A 22457-nucleotide genomic window follows, 5' to 3' on the forward strand; every position below is an offset into this window, starting at 1 on the left:
ATGGACGACAACGCCCGCTACCAGGTGCTGCGCAACGATGAGGACCAGTACTCGCTGTGGCCCGCCGACCTCGAGGTGCCCGAGGGCTGGCGCCCCGTCGGCAAGGAGGGCACCAAGGACGAGTGCTCCGCGTACGTCGACGAGGTGTGGACCGATATGCGGCCGCGCAGCCTGCGCGAACGCATGGCCGACGTGGCCTCCTGACCGGGGCCCCATCGGGCGGTGCGGCCGGCGCGTCATGGCGCCGGCCGCGGCCGGGACCCTCAACTTCCCCGTACCGGCACGCGGTTTACCATCCTGGGAACAGTCGGCCGCGGCGCGAGCGAATCGCGCCCGGATACAGAGGAGAACCACGTGACCGCGCAAGGGGTAGCATCCCAGACCGGAAGCGGGCCGGAGCCCCCCAACACCCCTCTCAACCAGGGGCGACCGCACAGCGCCCGGATGTACGACTACTTCCTGGGCGGCAAGGACAACTACGTCGCCGACCGTGAGGCCGCGGCCAAGGTGCTCACCCTCTGGCCGGGTGTCATGATCGCCGCCCGGACCAACCGGGCCTGGATGCACCGCGCGATCCGCTTCCTCGCCGCCGAGCGGGGCATCCGCCAGTTCCTCGACATCGGCACCGGCATTCCCACCCGCCCCAATCTCCACGAGGTCGCCCAGGGAATCGCCCCGGACGCCCGGGTCGTCTACGTGGACAACGACCCCATCGTCCTCGCCCACGCCCAGGCCCTGCTCAAGAGCAGCCCCGAGGGCCGCACCGCCTATGTGCACGGGGACATCACCGAGCCCGGGAACATCCTCGCCTCGCCCGATCTCACCGAGGTGCTGGACCTGTCCCGGCCCGTCGCGCTGAGCCTGGTCTCGCTGCTGCACTTCGTCCCCGACGAGTGGGGCCCGTACGAGATCGTCCAGCAGCTGGTCGACGCGCTCGCCCCCGGCTCCTTTCTGGTGCTGAGCCACATCACCCCGGACTTCGACCCCGAGGCCACCCAGAAGACCGTGCAGGTCTACCGCAGCGGTGGCATCCCGGGGAAAATCCGCACCAGGGACGAGGTGGAACGCTTCTTCACCGGGCTGGAGCTGGCCGAACCGGGCCTGGAGGTGCCGCACCGGTGGCGCACCGACCTGGCCGAAAGGGACTCCCCGGTGGAAACCGGCGATGTGACCGACGAAGAGGTGTCCTTCTGGGCGGGTGTCGCCCAGAAGCCCTGAAGCGAGGTTCGCGGAGCGGGTTCAAGGACGCGGTCCGACGGTCGTGGCGCCGTCGCGGATGGTGATCGCCAGTGCGGGACAGGAGTCCGCCGCGTCCAGCACCCGCTCCTCCTCCGGGACCTCCTCGTGTCGCGGCCTGGCGTGCTCCTCGTCGAGGACGAACAGGTCGGGGGCGATTCCGGCGCACATACCGGACGCCATGCACCGGCCGGGGTCGATCTCCGCCTTCCAGGTCATCCCGCTCACCACGCGATCGGCATGACACGGGGCCCGCGGACCAGCATCTGGCCCTTCCACTCCACGTCCCCGGCCGCCCGCAGCTCCGGGAAGCGGGTGATCAGCGCGCCGAGCGCCTCCTGGAGCTCCAGACGGGCCAGCGGCGCGCCCAGGCAGTGGTGCACACCGTGGCCGAAGCCGAGGTGCTGGGTGGCGGGGCGGGCGACGTTCAGAACGCCCGGCTCGTCGAAGCGCAGCGCGTCGCGGTTGGCCGAGCCGACGGCGACCAGCACGGGCTCCCCGGCGCGCACCAGGGTGCCGCCCACCTCGACGTCCTCGGTGGCGTAGCGGGCCTGGGAGGCCGCCATGCCCAGCGGGACGAAGCGCAGCAGCTCCTCGACGGCGCCCTTCAGCAGATCGGGGTTCTCGCGCAGCCGCCGCAGCTCCTGCGGGTGCTCCAGCAGCGTCAGTACGAAGTTGGGGATCTGGGTGGCCGTGGTCTCGTGTCCGGCCACCAGGATGGCCACGCACAGATCGACGAGTTCGAGCTCGGACAGCCGGTCGCCCGCGTCCCTCGCCTCGATCAGCGAGGTCATGATGTCGTCCTGGGGGCTGGCGCGATGGGCCTCGATCAGCCCGGCCATATAGGCGCGCAGCTCATCGGTGTTGCGGGCGGACTCCTCGGCGGTCAGCGAGCTGGTGGACAGCGCGGCGTCGCTCCAGATCCGGAACTTCGGCCGGTCCTCCTCCGGGACGCCGAGCATGGCGCAGATGACCCCGACCGGGATGGGCAGGGCATAGCGGTCCACGAGATCGGCCGGTGGCCCCGCCGCCTCCAGGTCGTCGAGCAGGTCATGGGTCAACTGCCGGACCCAGGGGCGGAGTTTCTCCACCTGGTGGACGGTGAACGCCTTGGCGACGAGGGTGCGCAGCCGGGTGTGGTCGGGCGGGTCCATGGTCAGGATGCCGCTGTCGCGCCGGCCCTCGGACTGCCGTGGCTCGTCGTGGTGGAGCGCCTCCGCGCGGCTGAACCGCCGGTCGCCGAGCACCAGCCGGGCGTCGGCGTACCGCGTGGCCAGCCAGGCGGGCTCGCCGTAAGGCAAGCGCACCCGGAGTAATCCTGTGCGGTTCCTGGCCTCTTCGTACGCCTCGCTGAGCGCCAGCCCGTCGGAGGAGTTGAAGGGATACGTGAGGGGTGTCGTCTCCGCTGTGGTCACCGTGGCCTCCTTGCGTAAGCACGTGCTTACAAACGTAGGAGCCGTCGGCTGGTACGGTCAACGGCCCCTTTGCGCCGTTGATCTGACGGTGCGACGGGTACATCGCCGCAAGCTGACGAGAGGGGTGTGTCGTGATGGGGACGACCGTGTCCGAGGGACAGCGGCGGGACGCGCGGAACACACGTCGGCGGCTGATGGAGGCCGCGGCGGCGCTGTTCGCCGAGCGGGGCTATGAACGGGCGACGGTGCGGGACATCGCCGATCGCGCGGGGGTCAACCAGGCGCTGCTGTTCCGCTATTTCGGCTCGAAGAGAGCGCTGTTCGGCGAGGTGATCGCGCACAACGGGGAGGAGCAGCTGCGCACCACCCCACCCCATGAGCTGCCGGAGACCGCCCTGCGCGGGCTGCTGGGCCACGGCGCGAAGGAACCGGGCACCCGCGCGCTGGCGACGCTGCTGCGCTCGGTGGACAGCGGTGACGAGATCGGTACGGCCGTGCGCGCCATCAGCGACGACTACGCGCGGGTGCTGGCCTCCCTGTCCAGCGCCGACAACCACGAGCTGCGGGCGGACCTGGCGCTGTCCTGGTTGCTCGGCATAGGGATGATGCGGGTGCTCGTAGGCAAGGAGCCGCTGGCCGACGCGGACCCGGACGAGGTGTGTGCGCTGGTGACGGGCGCGCTCGGCACCCTGCTGGACGGCCTTCCGGCGGCGGACGGCAGGCCATAGGAGAGCGTGCCACAGGAGGGCGGGGGCCTACTCGCGGAACTCTCCCCGGGGCGTGGTGACGACGCGACGGGCCCGGGCCGGGGTGATCACCTCGCGGAATGCCGGATCGGTGAGGAGGACGACTGGGGCGATGCGGTGCGGGGAGTCGGAGTGCCAGTGGGGCAGGGCGGCCTCGATCACGGCCCAGGACTGATCGATGGCGCCGCGGTCGGCCAGCGCCCTGGCCAGGTCCAGGGCCTGCTGGAAGGTGCGGGATTCGGGCAGGACCGGCGGGACGAAGGCGGCGGCCCTGGCCCCCCAGGCGGCGATGTCGTCGCCCTCAGTGGCGGCGCTGCCCGCGGACACACCGCCCGCGCCCACGACACCGTCCACGCCGTCGGGGAGCCGGGGCAGGATGTCGCCGAGGGCCGAGACATAGCCACCGGGGGTGCCGGTCCATTCCTCGGCCGCACAGCGCAGATAGAGCGGGGCGGCCTCGGCCCGTATCTGTTCCATGCCGATCACTTCGATGACGTGCGGGTCCCCGAGGACGCGGTTGCGGATCCAGTGGTGGGCGACGCTGATGTCGAGGAACGCCCCCAGGATGGTCCCCAGATACGCGCCGGCGCCCGAGCCCTTGACCGCGGCCTGCTCGAAGGTGGCCATCGCCTTGCGCACCTCGCCCCGCAGGGCCTGTGCCCGGCCCTCGGCCACCAGCTCCCCGGCGCTGCCGGGGCGCGCCATGCGGATCTCCAGGGCCGCCTGCTCCTCGAAACCGGTGCGCTCCTCGGCGACCAGCTCGGCGAACGAGGCGTGCCGGTCGCCCAGGGCCGGATACCAGCTCGCCCAGATGTACGCGGCCCACTCCCCGTCCTCGGACACATCGGCGGGGTCCAACAGCCAGTGCTGGGCGTCGCCCTCCTCGGATACCAGCAGCGCCCGGTCCATGAACGCGGTGTCGTCCCAGTCCTCGCCCTCGCCGCCGCGGATGACGGCCCAGGTCTCGGGGTCGGCCTCGCGCAGCCAGCCGACGGTCTTGGCCGCCCGCATCCGCCACATGAACGGGCTGATGTTCAGCCAGCCGTCGGAGGCGCCCAGGAAGGCCCGGTAGCTCGGCGGGAGCCGGGTGCCGAGCCGCTCCTCCAGGGCGAGGACGCTCTCCTCGTCCGCGCCCTCGAACCCGAGCCAGCCGGCCGCCCGCTGATCGTCGCCGACCTCGCTCAGGTCCTCGTCGTCGGCCACCCGCAGAATGGCCGCGCTGTACTCCGCCAGATAGGACCGCCACTGCTCGACGGTCCGCGGCAGCGCCTTCGCCGACTCCGGCTCCGGGGTGGCCGACAGCGAGGTGCCGTGGTATCCCGTCGGTGCCTCGCCGGCCCGCTGGTAGTGGCCGATGAAGCCCCTCGGATGGGGGGCGGAGGTGAAGAACCGGACCTGGGAGAGCTGGACATGGTCCTCCCCCGCGTTCCGGGTGATCTCCAGGCGGTAGTGGCCGTAGGCCGTGTGGGCGGGGAAGGTGAACCCGCGGGGCTGATGGCGATGGGCGAAGCTCTCCTCGACGCGGGTGTCGAGGTCCACCCAGTGCTCGCCGTCGTTCGAACCCTTGAGGGTCCAGTCCCTGGGGTCGCGGCCGGGGACGTCGTTCGCCGAGGTCAGGACGTAGTGGCCGACGGCGATGGGCCGCCGCAGGGTGAACTCCAGCCAAGCGCGGCCGCCATGGCCCAGCCACTTGTGCCATGAGTCGTGCAGCAGGTTCTCGGCGACCTCGCCCGCATCGGTGAACTCGCTGTGCGCCCGGACCCTGGTGACCAGGTCGGTCACCTCGGCCTCCGGACCGGGCTCGGCGGCCAGCAGCGACACCGTGCCCGAGTGTCCGGACGGGTCGCCCCAGATCACCCGCTCGACGGGCGGCCCCCCGTCCTCGATCAGCAGGCGCAGCTCCTGGCTCAGGCGGCGGCCGTCCCCGGCCGCACCGCCCTCCTCCGTACGGAAGCGGTGCATCACCTCTTCCAACGCGCTGTCCCGGAGGGCCGAGCGGCCCTCCAGCGCTCCCCGGTATTCGGTGAGCGTGCCGTCGGCGGCCCGGCGGTGTCCGTAGAACTCCGTCATCGTCGGCTGGAAGCCGATCGAGGCCTCCGCGCCGTCCTGCCCGCGCCAGGCGAGCCGGGCGGGGAGCGAGCCCTCGCCCCGGTCGAGATGGACCAGCAGCCGCGGGGCGGGCCGCCATTCGGCGGAGCCCGGGGCACGCCACTCGGTGCGGTAGACGCACACCGCGGCCTCGGCGGGCTGCTCCTGAGTCATGAGGTGGATGCGGGCGCAGATACGGGAGGGCTCGACGGTGACGCGGTACAGCCAGAGCAGACCGCGCGCCTCGGCGCAGCCGCGGACGCACAGCGTGTTCGTGCCCGCCACCAGCGCCTCACCGGGAACCGCGAAGGCCACCTCCCGGGGGCGCGCGCCGCCGGGCACGGTGAACTGCCCGATCACGGCATGCCCGTTGACGGTGATGTCGATCGGCGCGCATCCTAATGATTCGCCCAGCGGTGAGACCCGTGCGATCAGGGTCAGCGTGAGCTGTTCCGGCAATTCGCCGTCGTCCAGCGCGAAGTCGAGTTCGACCCGTCCGCCCGCGCCGATCGCGAGGCGGTCACGGTCGGGATGGCATCGCTCGTACCGGGCCGTGCCATTGCCGAATCGAGGCGGATCGATGGTGAAATCCGCGAAAGTCGCTCGCACGCTGTGCTCCTGATGGGGCAGTCTGGACGTCCGTTGACGTGTCGTCGGGGCAGGGGTGCGGGTGGCCTCAACACCCGGATGCTGTCGATGCTAGGGCGGTCCACCGGCACCGTCCGGCTGCTACGACGATCACTAGGGGGATGCGGGTCGGCCGTTCCCTCCCCCACGCAGCACGGCTCCCAGGACGGCGGGTCGCATCAGCGCGGTGGGGGCGGCGACCAGCGACATCACCTCGTGCAGGGCCTTGCAGACCCGCGGGTCGACGGTGGCACCCCGGATGACCCGGTCCAGATAGCGGTGCTGAGCCCGCACCGACACTCCGGCCGGGCCGCCCGTGGTGGCGGGGAAGCGCACATCCTCGCTGGAGGACAGCATCCAGGCGGTGTTGGTGGCGGCCGCGATGCCCTTACGGGCGGTGTGCGCCGTACGGTGACCGATGCCGCCCTGGCGCTCGGCGGCGACCCGCAGGGCGCGGGCGCCGAGCGCGGCCACGGTGATGCCCTGGCCATAGACCGGGTTGAAGGTGCACACGGCGTCGCCGATGACGACCAGCCCCCGCGGCGCCCGGCGCTCGTAGTGCCGCCGCACACTGGGGCCGGGCCAGAAGCCGCGGACCGCACCGGCGGGCTCGGCCCCGGCCAGCAGCTCGCGCAGGCTCGGGTCCCGCAGCAGCCGCAGCTGCCGGTCGAAACCGGCCGCACCGGGCTCGGCCTGCGCCCCGCGCATACTGCCGACGCTGGCGATCCATCGCCCGTCCTCCACGGGCAGCACCACGCCGAGCCTCGGCGCGTCAGGGGCCTTGGTCTGCAGATAGAGCGCGGGGAAGCCCGGATCCGGCCCGGCGGGGCGGTGGTAGAGCCGGCTGACGTAGGACACGCCCGCGTCGACGCGCTCCTCGGCGGCGGGCGGGCAGCCCAGCCGGGTCAGCCAGGACGGGAGCGAGGAGGTGCGCCCGGAGGCGTCGACCACCAGCTCCGCGCGCACCTCGCGCACCTGGGCGCGGGCGTCGCCACGCGCCCTGACCTGAACGCCCGTCACCTCGCCCGGTGCACCGAGGAGCCCGACGACGTCCGTGTTCTCCAGCCATCGCACCGTGGGCTCACCGCGCACCCGGCGCAGCACCGTATGGTCGAGCAGCGGTCTGGTGCACGAAAGGAACGCGACCTCGCTCTCGTACGTGGCGAGCCATCCGGCCGCGCTCAGCCAGCGCACGCCCGAGATGGGGACGCGCACCGCGCCGGCGGCCGTCAACTCCTCGCGCACACCGGGCATCAGGGCCTCCAGCGCCCGATGCCCGGCTTCCAGCAGCAGATGTGCGTGGCGCGCCTGCGGAACACCTGAGCGGAACGCGGGCCGCTCAGGATAGCGGTCGCGCTCGACTATGACCATGCGCTCGGCATATCCACGCAACGCCCATGCGGCCAGCATCCCGGCGAGACCTCCGCCGATCACCACCGCGGTCCCTCGCCCCGTACTTTCCCCCTGCACCCCCATACTACGGAGCGTAGTGCACAATCATCCGAGCGTCACCACCTTCGTCGAAATACAACTCATCGGAGGCACAGGCGGTTGGGAGGGCTAGGCTGCTTCGGCCGCCTCGGCGATGAAGGTGTCAAGCACCCCGTCGGCGATGCGCACCGGCCCCTCGGGGCGGGTCTCGCCCGGGATGGTGCGGATCCCCCCGGCGAGCTTCGCGTCCGCCGCCGCTTCGGCGAACCACCGTGCGGCCTCGGCGTCGTGGCCGTCGAGACGGGCGCCCAGCGCGTCCAGGGTGCGCTCGAAGGCACTCCCCCACAGCGACAGCGCGTCCAGCCAGGGTGCGGAGTCCGCCACGAATCCCGGGTCCGCGACACCGGCCCGGATGCGCTCGGGGGCGGTGGCGAGCAGCCGGGCGTACGGCCGCAGACTCCGCAGCGCCGTTCGTTCGTGCCCCGCCTCCCAGGCGGTGCGGAACCGGTCCAGCCGGGCGGCGAGTTCGGGGGCCTGCGACTGCCACGGTTCGGCGCCGAAGGTGGGCGCGAGATGCTGGGTGTCGAAGAAGGCCAGCAATGAGCGAACGGTGGCGGCCGTACGGTCCGCATGCGCGCCTGGGCCGTCCCCGGCGAGGTAGCGGGCGGCGGCCTCCCAGGTGCGGGTGGCGTCGTAGCCGGTGTCGTTCCAGGCGAAGTCCGCCCCGCCGAACAGGGCGACCTTGCTGGCGGCGGCCTGGTTCATCGGGTTGAGGACCAGGCCGGAGAGCTGCCGGTGCAGACCGGGCTCGCGGGCGTCGTAAGGAGCGAGCAGCAGCCGGCCCTCGGCCTGGCCGTAGTCGTTGACCGGGTAGTTGTCCCAGACGAAGACCTTGCGCCCCCATACGGCCGCGACCCGCTCCGCGTCGGCGACGGTGATGTGTGGCGGCACCACATCGGTTCCGGTCCACATCACCTCGACCCGCGCGTCCAGCCGCTCGCGCAGCACGCGCTTGTACGCGGTGTCGGTGACATCCCCGTACTCGGTCGGCACCATCTGGAGCGGCCTGGTGTCCGCCCGCTCGTCCAGGAACTCCTTCTGCACCGCGTTGAGCAGGTCGGACTGCGCCTCGGCCGCCGCCTGCGACGAGGGGTCTCCGTAAGTGGCGCGGTCGGCCTCGCAGTTCCAGCGGGTGTAGCTGATGTCGTCCAGCGGCATGGAGAAGCTGCGCACCCCGAGGTCGTAGACCGCGTCCAGCTTGGCCTCCAGCGCGGCGATGTCGGCGGGGTCGCTGTAGCAGATGGAGTTCCCCGGCGAGACGGCGAAGGTGAACCGCACATGGTGGTCGGTGGCCTGCCGGACGAGCTCGCCCAGCTCGGCGAGTTTGGCGGCCGGATACGGCTCGCGCCACTTCTCCCGGTGGTAGGGGTCGTCCTTCGGCGCGTAGATGTAGGTGTTCATCTTGACGTCCCCGTAGAACGCCAGCTGGTCCATGCGCTCGGCATGGGTCCAGGGGCTTCCGTAGAAGCCCTCGATCACCCCGCGCAGCGGCATCAGCGGGTGGTCCGCGACGGAGACGGACGCGATGGTCCGGTGGCCGGACACCAGCTGACGCAGCGTCTGCGCCGCGTAGTACGTCCCGTCCGAGTCGGCGCCCGCGAGCGCCACCGAGCCGTGTCCCGCGGCCAGTGCGTAGCCCTCGGCGGGAAGCTCTCCGGGCACCCGGCCCCCGGCGGCCCGGAGCGCCCGCACCACCCGGGTGTCGGTGATCCGGCCGACGGTCACGGTCAGCTTCGGCCCCGGGCCGTCCTGGATCCGCGAGGCCCCCGCGTGGCGCAGCACGGAGGTGACGAGTTCACGTGTCGGACGGTCCACACCGTCCGCGACGACGAGGCGGACACGGGCGGGGACATGGACGTCCGCTCCGATGCGGGACATCTCCCGCGGGTGCGGGGTGAGGACCGGCGGCGGCCCGGGGGCGGCGGCAGTGGCCGCGGTGGCGGACGCGGTGGCGGGCAGCAGTAGGGCGAGGAGGGTGAACAACACCGTGACGCCGGCCAGGGTGCTGGAGCGACTGCGCATGGGACATCTTCTCCGTGGCGTTCGGCGGCCTTCGGGGGCGGTGCGGTGCCGTGCGGTGATGCCGGGCGTGTGCGGTGTGCCGTGCGGTACGGGCCCGGTGGGGCCCGGCGTATCCCTACCCAGCGGTGAGCGCGAATGATCGGATCTGTCGCCGGTCGTCGGTTGCCGTGCGGGGCGGGCGGTTTGAGAGCCGGGCACTCGGCGGGAGCGGCGCGCCCCTCAGTCCTTGAGCAGCGCGTCGACCACACGGCCGAAGAGGAGCCGGCCGGACCAGGCCGTGGGCGGGTCGAACAGCCGGGGCAGCCCCCGTAGCCGCGCCTCCTCGCGCCACACCACCTCGGACCCGCCGTCCCGGGGGCGCACCTCGATCTCGGCCCATCCGAGGACCACCGAGCCGCGCTTCTCCAGCCTGCAGACGCCGGGATTGCCACCGGCAGAAGTGTCGTCGGCGGGCGGGTCCCAGCGCACGACCTCCATGGGGTCGTCGAATCCGGCGCGGCCGACGCCGGTGCGCACCACGACCACGGTGCCCACCCGGGTCGGCCCCGCCGGACGGACGGTGACGCCGCTCAGTGGTACCTGGGCGCCATGACGCGGCCAGTCGGTGAGCCGTCGCCAGGTCTCGCCGGCGGGCAGCGGGGTGCGCCGCTCAATACGGAAGTGGGCCACAGCGGGATCGTAGGCGATCGACGGCCGGAGGCCATCGACAGTTCGTACCGGTCCGTTACTTTCCACAGAGGGGAGAGAACCTACCTTTCCTGGCCCGCATCGAGGATGGCGGCCCCAGCAAGGGGATCATTGCAGGTCAAATAGGCCCAGACCTAACAACACGTCGGATCTCCACGGCTCCGCAGGAGAAGGAGAAAGAGAGGTGAAGAGACTCGCCGCAGGCGCGGCGCTCGCACTCGCCGTCGTCTTCGGGTTAGCGCAGGTGCCCCAGGCGACCGCCGCCCCCGCACCCGAGGAGGCCGCCGCCGCGGCCCCGGTGTTCAGCGTGATGGACTACGGCGCGAAGGCCGACGGTTCGAGCAATGACTCCGCCGCCGTCGAGAAGGCCATCACGGCGGCTGCGCACACCCGAGCCCAATCCATGGGAAGTGGCGTGGCCGGTGTGGGCGTACACCGACCCGGAGCGTTTCTCCTCTGTGGCGCTCAAGCCCAACGGCTGGGAGCTGGGCAAACGGGACCCGGCCTATCGGGGCGGGCAGCGGTTCCTGGCCACCGGCACCCGCCCCTTCCGGGTCGGTGACTGGTCGGACGTACGGGTCGAGCAGCGGGGTCCGCGGATGACGGTGTCGGTGGACGACCGTCAGGTGGTGGCTTCACCGACCCGGAACGCCCGTACGCGGCGGGGAGTGTGGGCGCCTACACCGAGGACGCCCGGGCGGAGTTCCGCGACACCACCGTCCCCGCTGAGGCGTCGGCCCCCTCGTGATCGGCCAGCCCGGCCAGGTCGGAGGGGGCCGTCCGCTCGGACGGACCGATCAGCTCGGACAGGTCGGTCAGGTCGCGCAGCCCCTCCGGGAGCGGCCCGGTGTGCACCACGCCGAGCCGCTGGGTGGCCCGGGTGAGCGCCACATAGAGGTCGCTGGTGCCGAACTCCGCGGGTTCGGCCACGATCACCGTGTCGAACTCCAGCCCCTTGGCCTGCCGGGGGTCGAGCAGCACCACCGCGCTGGTCAGGTCCGGGGACCGGCCGGTGGACGCCTCCGGGAGGGCGGCTGACAGCGCGTCAAGGCGATCCCCCGGGGCGATCACCGCGAGACGGCCCTCGGTGCGGGTCTCCCGCGCCACGGCCGCGGCCACCGCACCGGGCAGATCGCCGGTGTGCTCCGCCCAGGGCCGTACCCCCGTGGCGCGGACCGAGCGCGGCGGCTGGAAGGCCGGGACGACGGTGCGGGCCACCCGCGCCGCGATCTCCATGATCTCGGTGGGGGTGCGGTAGTTGACGCCGAGCCGGGTGTGCTCCCAGCGGTCGCCCACGTACGGCTCCAGGATCGAGGACCAGGAGCCGCAGCCGCCCGGTTCCGCGGTCTGCGCGGGGTCGCCGACCAGTGTCATCGAACGGGTCGGGCTGCGCCGCATCAGCAGCCGCCACGCCATCATGGACAGCTCCTGGGCCTCGTCCACGATGATGTGGCCGAAGGCCCAGGTGCGGTCGGCGGCGGCGCGTTCGGCGGCGCTGCGGTGGTCGCGCTCCTCGGAGCGGTCGGCCAGCCGTTCGGCGTCGATGAGGTCATGGGCGGCCAGCACCTCCGACTCCTCGTCGTCGCGGTCCTCGAACTCCAGGGTGCGGGAGCCGTAGGAGAGGTCGAGCACGCCCTGTGCGTAGTCGATGCGCTCCTGGCGCTCGGCCTCCGCGGCGGCGCGGGCCGCCGAGTCGTCATGGCCGAGGAGTTCGGCGGCCTCGTCCAGCAGCGGGACATCGGCGGGGGTCCACTCACCGTCGGTGCGGCGGATCGCCGCGGCGTCGGCGTCGGAGAGGTGGACGGGGTCGCTGAGGAAGTCGGCCACGAGCCGCTGTGGGGTGAGGGCCGGCCACAGCTGCTCGATGGCGGCGTGCACCTCGGGGTTGACCGCGATCGCCTTGCCGAGCTGGGCGACGTCGTCCGCGCCGAGGAGGTTGGGCCCGCCGTAGGGGTCGGCGCCGATCCGGTCGACGAGCTGATCGGTGAGGTCGTCGATGATACGGAAGGCGAAGTGCGGACGGGCGAGGTTGTGCGGCAGCCCGGTCTCCCGGGCCTTGTGGCCGGCCTCGGACGCGATGTCCCGGTCCAGCACCAGTTCGCCGTCGTCGTGCTCGATCACGATCGCGGGGTCGGGCAGCGTCTGCCGGTCCCGTACGAAGCGGGCCAGGACATCCGCCATCTCCGCGCGGCCCTTGACCTCGGCGGCCTCGGGGGTGTCGGTGCCGGTGGCCGTCACCCCGGGGAAGAGCTCACCGAGCGTGGCGAGGAGCACACCCGTCTCGCCGAGCGAGGGCAGCACCTCCCCGATATAGCCGAGGAACGCCGGGTTGGGCCCGACGATCAGCACCGCGCGCCGGGCCAGCGACTCCCGCTGCGCGTAGAGCAGATACGCGGCGCGGTGCAGCGCGACGACGGTCTTCCCGGTGCCGGGGCCGCCCTCGACCACGTGGACGCCGTGGTGCGGGGCGCGGATGATCTGGTCCTGTTCGGCCTGGATGGTCTGCACGATGTCGTGCATCCGGCCGGTGCGCGCGGCATCGAGCGCGGCGAGCAGTACGGCATCCGCGTCGGACCCCTCATGCCCGGTCCGTATGGTGTCCGCGAGATCCAGGATCTCGTCGTGCAACCCGGTGACCTTGGGGCCCTCGGTGGTGATGTGGCGCCTGCGGCGCAGCCCCATGGGGGTGTGTCCAGTGGCGAGATAGAACGGACGTGCCACATCGGCGCGCCAGTCGATGACCAGCGGGGTGCGGTCCTCGTCATCGCGCCGGATGCCGATGCGGCCGATGTGGTGGTCGCGGCCGTCGCGGAACATCAGCCGGCCGAAGCACAGCCCCCGCTCCCCCGACTCGAACGCGGCGAGCAGACCGGACCGCTCGGCCACCAGCACATCGCGCTCCAGCCGGGCCTGGAAGGTGGTGCCCTCCAGGGACAGCGCTTCGGTCACCGACTCCTCGGCTCGTGCCCTGAGCTCGGCGAGGCGCCCGTTGAGCAGATCAAGGAATTCTTGCTCACGGTCCCATTCCTCGTTTGACAATTCGACTCCCGCCGGGATACGATGACTTCATCAGGTTTCCGTATGCCATAAATTCATGAGCACATGGAAATCCCCAATATACGCTGAGAAACGCCCCGGCCGTCAAGGCAGCCGGGGCGTTTCTCTGTTTTATGGCCTCACACCACCTGGATGACGTGTTTGCCGCGCACACCGCCGGCTTCCATCGCGCGGTGGGCCTCTGCCACGCCGGAGAGCGGATGGACGGTGTCGATGACCGGCCGGATGGCCCCCTTCTCCACATACGCGGCAAGGTCCGCGTGAGCTCATGCATGGGATTGCCGGAGAAGGCCCGCACCCGCCGTGAGCCGTGCACGGTGGAGAGGAGGATGAAGCCCAGCCAGGACAGCGGACGGTCTGCGTCGAAGGCGATGGACACCATGCGACCGCCGGGCGACAGCAGCTCTCGGTACGCGCCGAGCCCGGTGCCCACTGTGTCCAGTACGGCGTCGAAGGGGCCAAGGGCGGTAGGCCCGGTGGTCCGGTAGTCATGCGCTTCATCGGCGCCGAGCTCCCGGACGAGGTCGAGCGCCTTCGCTCCGGCGAGCCCGGTGACATGGGCGCCGAACGCGTGTCCGAGCTGCACGGCGACGCTGCCGACGCCGCCGGCCGCCCCGCGCACCAGCAGCCGCTCGCCGCTCCTCAGGCCGATCTTGTCGCGCAGCGCCGTGATGGCCGTGGTGCCGACTCCGGGCAGGGCAGCGGCCCGGATCAGATCGACACCCTCGGGCGCGAGGGAGAGCTGACGTGGCCGGACGGCCACGTACTCGGCGGCCGCCCCGAACGTCCCGCGCGGTGTCGCCCCCCACACCCGGTCGCCCACCGCGAGATGGCTCACGGAGGAACCCACCTCGGCGATCTCCCCGGTGATGTCGATGCCGGTGCCCTGGGGGAACTTCCGCCCGGTCACCAGCTTCAGCTTGCCCGCCCGGCCCAAGAGCTCGCCACCGTTCACGCTCGTGGCGTGCACCCGCACCAGCACCTCCCGCGGACCGGCCACCGGCTTGGGCCGGGTGCCCTCGTACAGCACCTCGGGAGGTCCGTACCGGTCGTACCGCGCCGCGCGCATCTCACTCATCGCCCTCATCGTCCCTTTCGCACATCGGGGTTGTCGCCACGCTAATGCGCGCAAAGGGGGAAACCGCCCGGTCGGCGTAAGGTGAGAAACATGCCTGCTCACGTCTCTCATATAGCGCCCGACACCGGTGTTCGGGACACCGGAAGTCCGGGGTTGCGGTCCGACGCGGCGTCCAATCGCCGGCGCGTCCTCGAGGCGGCCCGGGCGCTGTTCGTCTCGCGTGGGCTCGATGTGCCGATGGCCACCATCGCCCGTCATGCCGGCGTCGGGGTGGCCACGCTCTACCGGCGCTTCCCCACCCGCGAGGCACTGGTCACGGCGGTGTTCTCCGATGAGTTCGCCGCCTGTTCGGCGATCGTCGACGACGCCCTGGCCGACGAGGACGCGTGGCGTGGCTTCCGCCGGACCATCGAGTCGGTGTGTGCCTCGCAGGCACACGACCGGGGGTTCAACGACGCGTTCCTCTCGTCGTTCCCCCACGCGGTCGGCTTCGAGCGGGAGCGGCTGCGTATCGAGGACGGCTTCGCCGAGGTGGTCCGGCGCGCCAAGGCCGCGGGCCGGCTGCGCCTGGACTTCGACGTGTCCGATCTGACCCTCGTCTTCATGGCCAACCGAGGTGTCATCGGCGACGCGGCGACCGCACCGGCCGCGTCCCGGCGGCTGGTGGCCCACCTCCTGCGATCCTTCGAGGCGGGGCGGGGCGAGCCGGCCCATCCCCTGCCGCCACCGGCGGCGCTGGGACTGGGCCGGCCGTACCCGGCTCGGGAGGGATGAACTACCGGGCGGCGCCGAAGTCCTGCGTCCAGTAGTGACCGGGCTGCGCCACGCCGACGCCGATCTCCTTGAAGTCGCAGTTCAGGATGTTGGCCTTGTGGCCGGGGCTGGACATCCAGCCCTCCATGACGCTCTTGGGCGACTCGTAGCCGTAGGCCACGTTCTCGCCGTAGGTGCTCCAGGAGTAGCCCGCGCGCTCGATCCGGTCGCCCGGGGAGGATCCGTCGGAGCCGGTGTGCGACATATCGCCGTGGGCCGCCATGTCCTCGCTGTGTTCCTGGGCGGCCTTGGTCAGCTTCTCGTTCACGGTCAGCGGCTCACAACCGGCCTTGCTGCGCTCGCTGTTGACGAGATCCACCACTTCCTGCTGGTCTGTGGCGGCCGCGGAGGTGCCGGAGGAGGAACCCGCGGTGGCGGACTGTGCCATCGCGGCCGAGGGAATGCCCACGGCGGCCACAGCGAGGGTGGCGATGGCTATCTTGCGGTGCGTTGTGCTGTTGCGGTGCTTGCTCATACGTGACCTCACACTCGGTTGAGGCCCGTCATTCTGGGAGCCGTCACCACGCGGGGCAACACACGTGTTCGTACGACAAGAGTTCGTAGCGAGGGTGGCGCTTGCGATCAGCGGCGAGACATGCTGAGCCGGTTCCGGGAGCGCCCTGGCGGCCCGACTCCCCATCAGAAATCCCGGCCACCAGGCGAGTGGAGGACGCGCCCGGAACACCGAGGATCGGGAGGGCGCGGGACCGTCCATTTCCGACAGAGAAGATAAAACCACTATGTCGGCTAGTCGCTATGCGGCACTACGCCCCCTTTGCGACGGCGCCCGGTGTGAGAGATGTCATGACATGGCGGGGGTGGTCAGCGGCGGTAGAGGGTGATCGAGTGGCCGACCTCGTCGATCGGCTCGCTGCCGTCGATCAGCGCCGCCAGCCGGCCGGTGGCCCGGGCGATCGAGGAGTCCGAGACCACCAGCAGCCCGCGCACCTCCTCCGAGCGGGCCCGGCGCGGGTCGGACGCGTGGATGCCGTAGGCGGACGGCACCCCGCTGCCCTTGTAGACGAGCCAGATCCGCTCGCCCCGGTATCGCTCCCGGAGGCGGTCGGCCAGCCGCCCCAGGTCCTGCCCCCAGTCGACGTTCGAGTCGTGCAGCCGCAGATGGGTCCGGGACGGGCCGCCGAATGCCTCGTTGGAGTACGGCAGATAGTACGGATACGTCCGCAGCGAGCTGACCGCGACGAACAGGACCAGCGCCGGCGTGGCACCGTACGCCCAGCGCCGCCGCACGGCCATCAGCCCGGCCGCCGCCACGGCCAGGAACATCGGCAGGAAGATGGCGTACCGCACCCCGAGGTTGCGGGCCCCGATCAGGGCGGCGAGCAGCAGCACGGCCGCCGGGATCAGCACATACGGCGCGGCGGGCCGCAGCCGGGGCACCACCAGCATCACGGCGGTCCCGGCCGCCCAGAGCGCGAGCATGCCCAGAGGCGTCTTCACCAGCAACGCGACGGGCAGGTAGTACCAGAGCGACCCGAGGTAGCGGTGGCCGAGCAGAAAGCCATGCCAGGTGTCGTGCTCGAAGCCGAACTGGACACGCATCCCGTCGCGGTACGCCTCCGGGAGCGGCAGCAGGTCGACGGCGAGCCCGCGCAGCCCGTGGACGACCGGCACGGGCCCGGTGGGCGTCCAGCGCAGCCGGGGGTCGACCAGGAAGTAGACGGCCCACACCACGGTCACCGCGATCAGCGCCACGGCCACCGCCGCAGCCACCCCGATCCCGAGGGACCGCGCATGGCCGCGCGGTGTGCGGCCATGCGTACCGCGGGCGTACCAGACCGAGAGCACGGCCAGGAGCAGCAGCACCGGAACCGCCGCCAGCATGCTCATCTTCGTGGCCAGGGCCGCGCCGAGCGCCACCCCCGCGAGCGGAAGATACCGCCGTGGCCACCGCCGCGCCCGCCACAGCAGCCAGACCGACGTCAGGAGAGAACCGGCCGCCGGTACGTCGAGGGTGGCGAGGGAACCGTGCGCGACGATGTCCGGCGAGAAGGTGTACAGGGCGAGCGCCACCGCTCCGCCCACGGGGCCGGTCAGCTCACGGGCGAACGCGAACACCACCAGCCCGAACAGCAGCGTCAGCGCGATCATCGGCAGCCGTGCGCACAGCATCAGCCGCCAGGGGTCGTTGCCCGATGCGTAGAGCACCTGCCGTCCGAGTGCCGTCTGGTCACCGGTGAAGGCGGCGTCCAGGTGCGGCCGCGCGAGGGCCGCACCCGCCGCGATGATGAGCTTGCCCAGCGGTGGGTGCTCGGGGTTGTAGCGCACTCGGTGATGGTGCAGGGAGTCCACCGCCGTGCCGACGTACACGGGCTCGTCGATGGTCGGCGTCTGCTCCACCGCCGTGGTGACCATCGCGACCGCCATCTGGACCAGGAGTGCCACGACGACGGCCACCACCAGCCACCGCCGATACCGCCCCGGCCGCGCCGCCCACCGGCCCTTCGGCCCGCCGACGGTCCTGGTCACGCTGTCGATCACGCCCGCCCACCGCATAGCGACAGACGCTAGTGCCGAGGTGCCACCGCGCAGGGCATCCACCGGGAAACCTGAGCGAACTCCGCGATCCGAACCGTGGCATCCGGGGGTCGTGCTCGCCGTCGGAGTGCATCCGCAGCGTGTGCTCGCGCAGGGCTTCGGGGATTTTTGTCCGGTGTGCTCTTCTGATCGGGGCCCGCCTGAGCACCACCGCGCCGAGCGCGTTGAGAAGGAAGTGATCAGCCATGTCCGTATCCGACGCACCGCCGTCCGGCAGTCCCGCCCCGCCGGAGAGCACCCCGAAAGACGTCCGTCTGGCCCTGCTCGGTGTGCTGCTCGCGATGCTGCTGTCGATGCTCGACTCCACGATCGTCGGCACCGCGATGCCGACGGTCGTCGGCGATCTCGGCGGCCTGGAGCACATCTCCTGGGTGGTGACCGCCTACACCCTGGCGACGGCCGCCTCCACACCCGTCTGGGGCAAGTTCGGCGATCTGTACGGCCGCAAGCACATGTATCTGATCGCCGTCGTGGTCTTCGTGCTCGGCTCGGCGCTGACCGGCGCGGCCCATTCGATGACCCAGCTGATCGCCTTCCGGGCGCTGCAGGGCCTGGGCGCGGGCGGGATCGGTGCCGGTGCCTTCGCGCTGATCGCCTCGCTGGCCCCGCCCCGGGAGCGGGGCCGCTACCAGGGCATGACCGCCTCCATCATGGCCATCGGCACCATCGGAGGCCCGCTGCTCGGGGGCTTCGTCACCGGCCATCTCGGCTGGCGCTGGGCCTTCTTCATCAATCTGCCGCTCGGGATCCTCACCCTGGTCTGGTGTCAGCTGATGCTGCGGCTGCCCGCCACCCGCTCCAAGGCCCGTATCGACTGGCCGGGCATCACCATGATGACGGCCACCGTCTGCGCCCTCGCTCTGGCCGCCACCTGGGCCGGTTCCACCTATCCGTGGGCCTCATGGCAGATCCTGGGGCTGTTCGCCCTGGCCGCGGTGGGCGTGGCCGCCTTCGTGGCACGGCAGCGGCGCGCGGCCGAACCGCTCATGCCGCTGCGCATCTTCACCGGACATCGCAACTTCGCCCTGGCCTCCTCGCTGATCCTGGTGGGCGGGGTGGTCATGTTCGGCTGCTCGCTCTATCTGCCGCTGTACCAGCAGACCGTCCAGGGTGTCTCCGCCTCCCGCTCCGGTCTGCTGCTGCTTCCCCTGATGATCCCGGTGGTGATCATGTCGCAGGTCGGCGGCAAGGTCATGTCCGCCACCGGCCGGTACAAGATCTTTCCCATCGTCGGCACCGTCTGTATGGCCGTCGGTCTGTTCCTGCTGGCCACCATGGACACCACGACCTCCCGCACGGCCACCGGGTGCTTCATGGCCCTGGTGGGCACGGGCATGGGCTGTCAGATGCAGATGGTCACCACGATCGCGCAGAACAGTGTGGAGATGCGTGACATGGGGGCCGCCTCCGCGTCGGTGACCCTGTTCCGCACCATCGGCGGCTCACTGGGTGTCGCGGTCTTCGGTTCGCTCTTCACCAGCGCCGTCCAGGGCCACGCGCCCGCCGGGGCCAAGACGGGCGAGGCCCGGCCCGATCCTGCGGCGCTGGCCCGGCTGCCGCAGTCCGCCAGGGACGGCTATCTCCACGCGGTCGCCACCGGCACCCAGCAGATCTTCCTGACCGCGGCCGTCGTCTGCACCGTGGCCTTCGTCGCCGCCCTGTGCGTCCAGGAAGTCCCGCTGCGGGGCCGGTCCGGGCCGGTGGCCCAGCCGCACAAGGCCGAGGAGGAGGTCGCCAGCCCGGCCGCCCCGTAGCATCGCCGGGCCTGACTAGGTCATCTGGCGCCGCACCAGCTCGTGCAGCTTTCCGCCCGGGATGGCCATCAGCTCGGCCGGGGCGCCCTGCTCCACGATCCGGCCGTCCTCCATGACCAGTACGCGGTCGGCGTCCATGACGGTCGACAGCCGGTGCGCGATCACCAGCCGGCTGGCGTGGAGACGGCGGGTGCTGTCGATGACGATGCGCTGGGTCTCGTTGTCCAGGGCGCTGGTGGCCTCGTCGAAGAAGAGGATGCGCGGACGGCGGATCAGGGCCTGGGCGATCATCAGCCGTTGCCGCTGGCCGCCGGAGATGGCGCCGCTTCCGGAGATCATGGTCTGGAGCCCCATGGGCATCTGGCGGATGTCCTCGGCCAGACCCGACAGTTCGGCGGCCTCCATGGCCTCCTCGGGGGTGAACGGCTCGGCGCCGCGGATGCAGTCGAGCACCGTGCCGCCCAGCGGGTGGGCGTTCTGGAGGACCACCCCGCACTGGCGGCGCACGGCCGCCTGGTCGAGGGCGGCGAGGTCCTGGCCGTCGTAGAGCACACTGCCGGACACCGGCCGTTCGAAGCCGATGAGCAACCGCAGCAGGGTCGACTTGCCGCAGCCGCTCGGGCCGACGACGGCCACGAACTCGCCCGGCCGGATCTCCAGTGAGACATCGTCGAGCACCAGCGGCCCGTCGTCGCCATAGCGGAAGGTGAGGTTTCTGGCGCGGAGGTCACCGGAGAGCGTCCCCGGCTGTGCGCTGCCGCCGCGGACCTCGGGCGGCTCGTCCAGGATCGGCTTGACCTGCTCGAACATGGGCAGCACCGCGACCACCGAGACCAGGGCGTTGGTGAGCTGCGTGAGGGAGGTGAGCAGCATGGTCACGGAGGTGTTGAAGGTCAGAAAGGCCCCCGCGGACATGCTGCCCCGCGCCGGACCGGCCAGCAGCATGAACACGGCGAGGGAGACCAGCGGAAGGTAGACGGCGTCCAGCACCTGGGTGAGGTTCTTGATGCGCCCGGTGCGCTGGTGCAGATCGCGGGAGTGGGCGAAGCCGCGGGCCCAGGCCGCGTAGGCGAAGTTCTCGGCCGCGGCGACCCGCAGCTTGGGCAGCCCGCGCAGGGTCTGGAACGCCTGGTTGTTGAGCTTGTTCTCGTTCTCCACCAGCCGTCGCTGCCAGCGCACCTGCCACAGCCCCATCCCGAGGAAGACCCCGGAGACCACCAGCAGTACGGCGATCACCGCGAGCCCCAGGGAGGCGCTGTAGTACAGCAGCAGGGCCAGGTTCATGGCGCCCACGGTGCCGGCCTGGAGGACCGTCGGGGCGACCCCGGACAGCACTCTGCGCATGGTGCTGATGCCCATGGCCGCGCTGGCCAGCTCTCCGGTGGAGCGCTGGGCGAAGAAGGTGGTGGGCAGCCGCAGCAGCCGGTCCCACACCGCGGGCTGGAGGGTGGACTCCAGCCGCCCCTCGAGACGCAGCAGGGTCAGGTTCTGCAGCAGCATGAAGGCGGCCGCGACGACGCTGGAGACGATCAGAGCCAGGGAGATCTGGACGATGGGGCTCTTCTCGGCTCGGGGCACGAAGCCGCCCAGCACCTGGCCGGTGGCGAGCGGCACCAGCGCGCCGAGCGCCACCGTCACCAGCCCGGCGATCAGGAGGTTGCGGACGTCCCCGGCGGCGCCGCGCACGCTGAAGCGCATCAGCCGCCACATCGTCATCGGCCGGTCGGGCAGCGGACGGTAGAACATCACGGCCCGCGGCTCGAACTCCTCCGCGTTGCCCCCGCCGACACGGATCCGCAGGCCGGAGGCGGGGTTGATCGCCTCGTACCGGCCGCGCCGCCACAGCAGCGCCACCGGGGCCCCCGACTTGGCGCGGTAGCCCACCAGCGGTCCGGCGTCCTCCCGCCACCAGCCGCCCTCCAGCCGGACGGCGCGGGTGCGGATCCGGGCGTGGGCGGCGATGCGCTCCACCGGGTCCGTACGGTCGTCGGTGGCGCGGCCTCGCGGCGGCTCGGGCAGGGTGATCCCGGCGGCCTCGGCCACCCGGCGGCACACCGCGTGCACGGCGTCGTCGGTGCTCTCCTCCGACGGCCGCCGCTCCCGCCGCTGCCCTCCGATGGAGGCGATCAGCGCCTGGTCGGCGCGGGTGCGCACGGCCTCACCGGCCCGGATGCCGGCCGCGGTGCGGTCCGCGTGGGCCCGCTCCATGGTCTCGATCCAGCGGTCCACGGCGGTGCCGAGGCGGTACTGCTGATTGACCATCCGCTGCCACAGCGCGCCGTCGATCAGCAGGTCACCGGCGGCCTGGGCGCTGTACTCGGCGCCGTAGCGGACACTTCCGGGCGGCACCGGCAGCCAGAGCAGGTCCTCGTCGGCCGCCTCCGCCTCGGGCGCGGCCCCGCCGTCCAGCGGGGCCTGGAAGAGGACTCCGAGGCTGCGGCTCACCCCGAGCGCCACGGCGTGCTCCAGCGGGGTGGGCGGGGTGTCCTGGAATCCGCCGTCGTAGGTGCCGTATGGGTCGTGGGCCTGACCCGCGCCGTACGTGTCGTACGCCTCCGGGCGGTACAGCTCGCGCAGCGGGATGCGGCGCACCAGGCAGTCCTGCGAGGGCCGGCCCAGCAGGGTGTGGCGTGGTCCCTCGACCGGGCCCGGGAGCGCGGCGCCCGTCTCCAGCCGGCCGAGGAAGTGCCACTGCCCCTCCTCGGCGGCGTCGACCGCGAACAGGTCCAGGGCCCCGCCGACGACGAGCCAGAGCACCTGCGGGCCCTCCAGCGGGAGGCTGCGCAGCCCGGCGCAGTCGACGGGCGTGCCGAGGGCGCCCAGCGCCTGGACCACCGCGTCGCCGCCGTCCGCGGCCACCGCCGCGGCCGGGTGAACGGACGCCATG

14 protein-coding genes and 2 pseudogenes are annotated in these 22457 nt (G+C 71.8%); 5 read left to right on the forward strand and 11 right to left on the reverse strand.

Translation table 11 applies throughout. The annotated features are described in order from the left end of the window. Together AS97_RS03360 and AS97_RS03365 are read left to right on the forward strand one after the other, a co-directional pair. Nucleotides 1-204, forward strand: coding sequence for an MbtH family protein (locus AS97_RS03360; protein ID WP_059148355.1), 204 nt, complete (start codon nt 1-3; stop codon nt 202-204). A gap of 150 nt (nt 205-354) precedes the next feature. After that, nucleotides 355-1218: an SAM-dependent methyltransferase gene (locus AS97_RS03365; protein ID WP_059148356.1), complete on the forward strand. Its 864-nt coding sequence runs from the start codon at nt 355-357 to the stop codon at nt 1216-1218. Nucleotides 1219-1239: 21 nt separating this feature from the next. On the opposite strand, the gene AS97_RS03370 is transcribed toward AS97_RS03365, so the two are convergent. Both AS97_RS03370 and AS97_RS03375 read right to left on the reverse strand, forming a co-directional pair. After that, nucleotides 1240-1455, reverse strand: coding sequence for a ferredoxin (locus AS97_RS03370; RefSeq protein WP_059148357.1), 216 nt, complete (start codon nt 1453-1455; stop codon nt 1240-1242). A 5-nt stretch (nt 1456-1460) separates the two neighbouring features. Further along, a complete protein-coding gene (locus AS97_RS03375) occupies nt 1461-2651 on the reverse strand; it encodes a cytochrome P450 (RefSeq protein ID WP_210564309.1) in 1191 nt (396 codons plus the stop codon). A 134-nt stretch (nt 2652-2785) separates the two neighbouring features. Between AS97_RS03375 and AS97_RS03380 the strand changes: the two genes are divergently transcribed. After that, on the forward strand, nt 2786-3379 hold the full coding sequence (locus AS97_RS03380; protein ID WP_059148359.1) for a TetR/AcrR family transcriptional regulator: 594 nt from the start codon (nt 2786-2788) through the stop codon (nt 3377-3379). A gap of 27 nt (nt 3380-3406) precedes the next feature. Here AS97_RS03380 and AS97_RS03385 read toward each other — a convergent pair whose 3' ends face one another. From AS97_RS03385 to AS97_RS03410, 6 genes and pseudogenes are all read right to left on the reverse strand, one after another. Then, nucleotides 3407-6094 (reverse strand): SMI1/KNR4 family protein, encoded by a 2688-nt coding sequence (locus tag AS97_RS03385; protein WP_125755199.1) that lies wholly within the window; start codon nt 6092-6094, stop codon nt 3407-3409. A gap of 132 nt (nt 6095-6226) precedes the next feature. After that, complete coding sequence (locus tag AS97_RS03390; protein WP_247204213.1) at nt 6227-7546, reverse strand: FAD-binding monooxygenase; 1320 nt, start codon at nt 7544-7546, stop codon at nt 6227-6229. A 126-nt stretch (nt 7547-7672) separates the two neighbouring features. Continuing rightward, nucleotides 7673-9625: a beta-N-acetylglucosaminidase domain-containing protein gene (locus AS97_RS03395; protein ID WP_210564311.1), complete on the reverse strand. Its 1953-nt coding sequence runs from the start codon at nt 9623-9625 to the stop codon at nt 7673-7675. Between the two features lie 219 nt (nt 9626-9844). Next, nucleotides 9845-10294 (reverse strand): Immediate-early protein 2, encoded by a 450-nt coding sequence (locus tag AS97_RS03400; protein WP_059148363.1) that lies wholly within the window; start codon nt 10292-10294, stop codon nt 9845-9847. A gap of 696 nt (nt 10295-10990) precedes the next feature. Continuing rightward, nucleotides 10991-13351, reverse strand: a complete 2361-nt coding sequence (locus AS97_RS03405) for an ATP-binding domain-containing protein (RefSeq protein ID WP_210564312.1) — start codon at nt 13349-13351, stop codon at nt 10991-10993. 137 nt (nt 13352-13488) lie between these two features. Then, nucleotides 13489-14447, reverse strand: a pseudogene (locus tag AS97_RS03410) (NAD(P)-dependent alcohol dehydrogenase). 90 nt (nt 14448-14537) lie between these two features. Here AS97_RS03410 and AS97_RS03415 point away from each other — a divergent pair. After that, a complete protein-coding gene (locus AS97_RS03415; protein WP_210564313.1) occupies nt 14538-15221 on the forward strand; it encodes a TetR/AcrR family transcriptional regulator in 684 nt (227 codons plus the stop codon). A gap of 1 nt (nt 15222) precedes the next feature. Here the strand turns inward: AS97_RS03415 and AS97_RS03420 are convergent. Further along, nucleotides 15223-15585 (reverse strand): annotated as a pseudogene (locus AS97_RS03420) (CAP domain-containing protein); the annotation flags it as partial. Nucleotides 15586-16082: 497 nt separating this feature from the next. Then, on the reverse strand, nt 16083-17774 hold the full coding sequence (locus tag AS97_RS03425) for a phospholipid carrier-dependent glycosyltransferase (RefSeq protein ID WP_210564315.1): 1692 nt from the start codon (nt 17772-17774) through the stop codon (nt 16083-16085). A 227-nt stretch (nt 17775-18001) separates the two neighbouring features. On the opposite strand from AS97_RS03425, the gene AS97_RS03430 reads away from it, so the two are divergent. Beyond that, the gene (locus AS97_RS03430; protein ID WP_086706604.1) at nt 18002-19570 is read left to right on the forward strand and encodes an MDR family MFS transporter; all 1569 of its coding nucleotides are present in this window, start codon (nt 18002-18004) and stop codon (nt 19568-19570) included. Nucleotides 19571-19585: 15 nt separating this feature from the next. On the opposite strand, the gene AS97_RS03435 is transcribed toward AS97_RS03430, so the two are convergent. Beyond that, nucleotides 19586-22456: an NHLP bacteriocin export ABC transporter permease/ATPase subunit gene (locus AS97_RS03435; RefSeq protein WP_059148370.1), complete on the reverse strand. Its 2871-nt coding sequence runs from the start codon at nt 22454-22456 to the stop codon at nt 19586-19588. Nucleotide 22457 lies beyond the last annotated feature (1 nt).

The sequence above is a fragment of the Streptomyces sp. AgN23 genome (assembly GCF_001598115.1).
GTDB classification, from domain to species: domain Bacteria; phylum Actinomycetota; class Actinomycetes; order Streptomycetales; family Streptomycetaceae; genus Streptomyces; species Streptomyces antimycoticus.

Coding starts and splice junctions, on each gene's coding strand:
- AS97_RS03395 (WP_210564311.1), bottom strand. CDS start 9,625: ATGCGCAGTCGCTCCAGCACCCTGGCCGGCGTCACGGTGTTGTTCACC.
- AS97_RS03430 (WP_086706604.1), top strand. CDS start 18,002: ATGTCCGTATCCGACGCACCGCCGTCCGGCAGTCCCGCCCCGCCGGAG.
- AS97_RS03425 (WP_210564315.1), bottom strand. CDS start 17,774: ATGCGGTGGGCGGGCGTGATCGACAGCGTGACCAGGACCGTCGGCGGG.
- AS97_RS03380 (WP_059148359.1), top strand. CDS start 2,786: ATGGGGACGACCGTGTCCGAGGGACAGCGGCGGGACGCGCGGAACACA.
- AS97_RS03415 (WP_210564313.1), top strand. CDS start 14,538: ATGCCTGCTCACGTCTCTCATATAGCGCCCGACACCGGTGTTCGGGAC.
- AS97_RS03435 (WP_059148370.1), bottom strand. CDS start 22,456: ATGGCGTCCGTTCACCCGGCCGCGGCGGTGGCCGCGGACGGCGGCGAC.
- AS97_RS03370 (WP_059148357.1), bottom strand. CDS start 1,455: ATGACCTGGAAGGCGGAGATCGACCCCGGCCGGTGCATGGCGTCCGGT.
- AS97_RS03360 (WP_059148355.1), top strand. CDS start 1: ATGGACGACAACGCCCGCTACCAGGTGCTGCGCAACGATGAGGACCAG.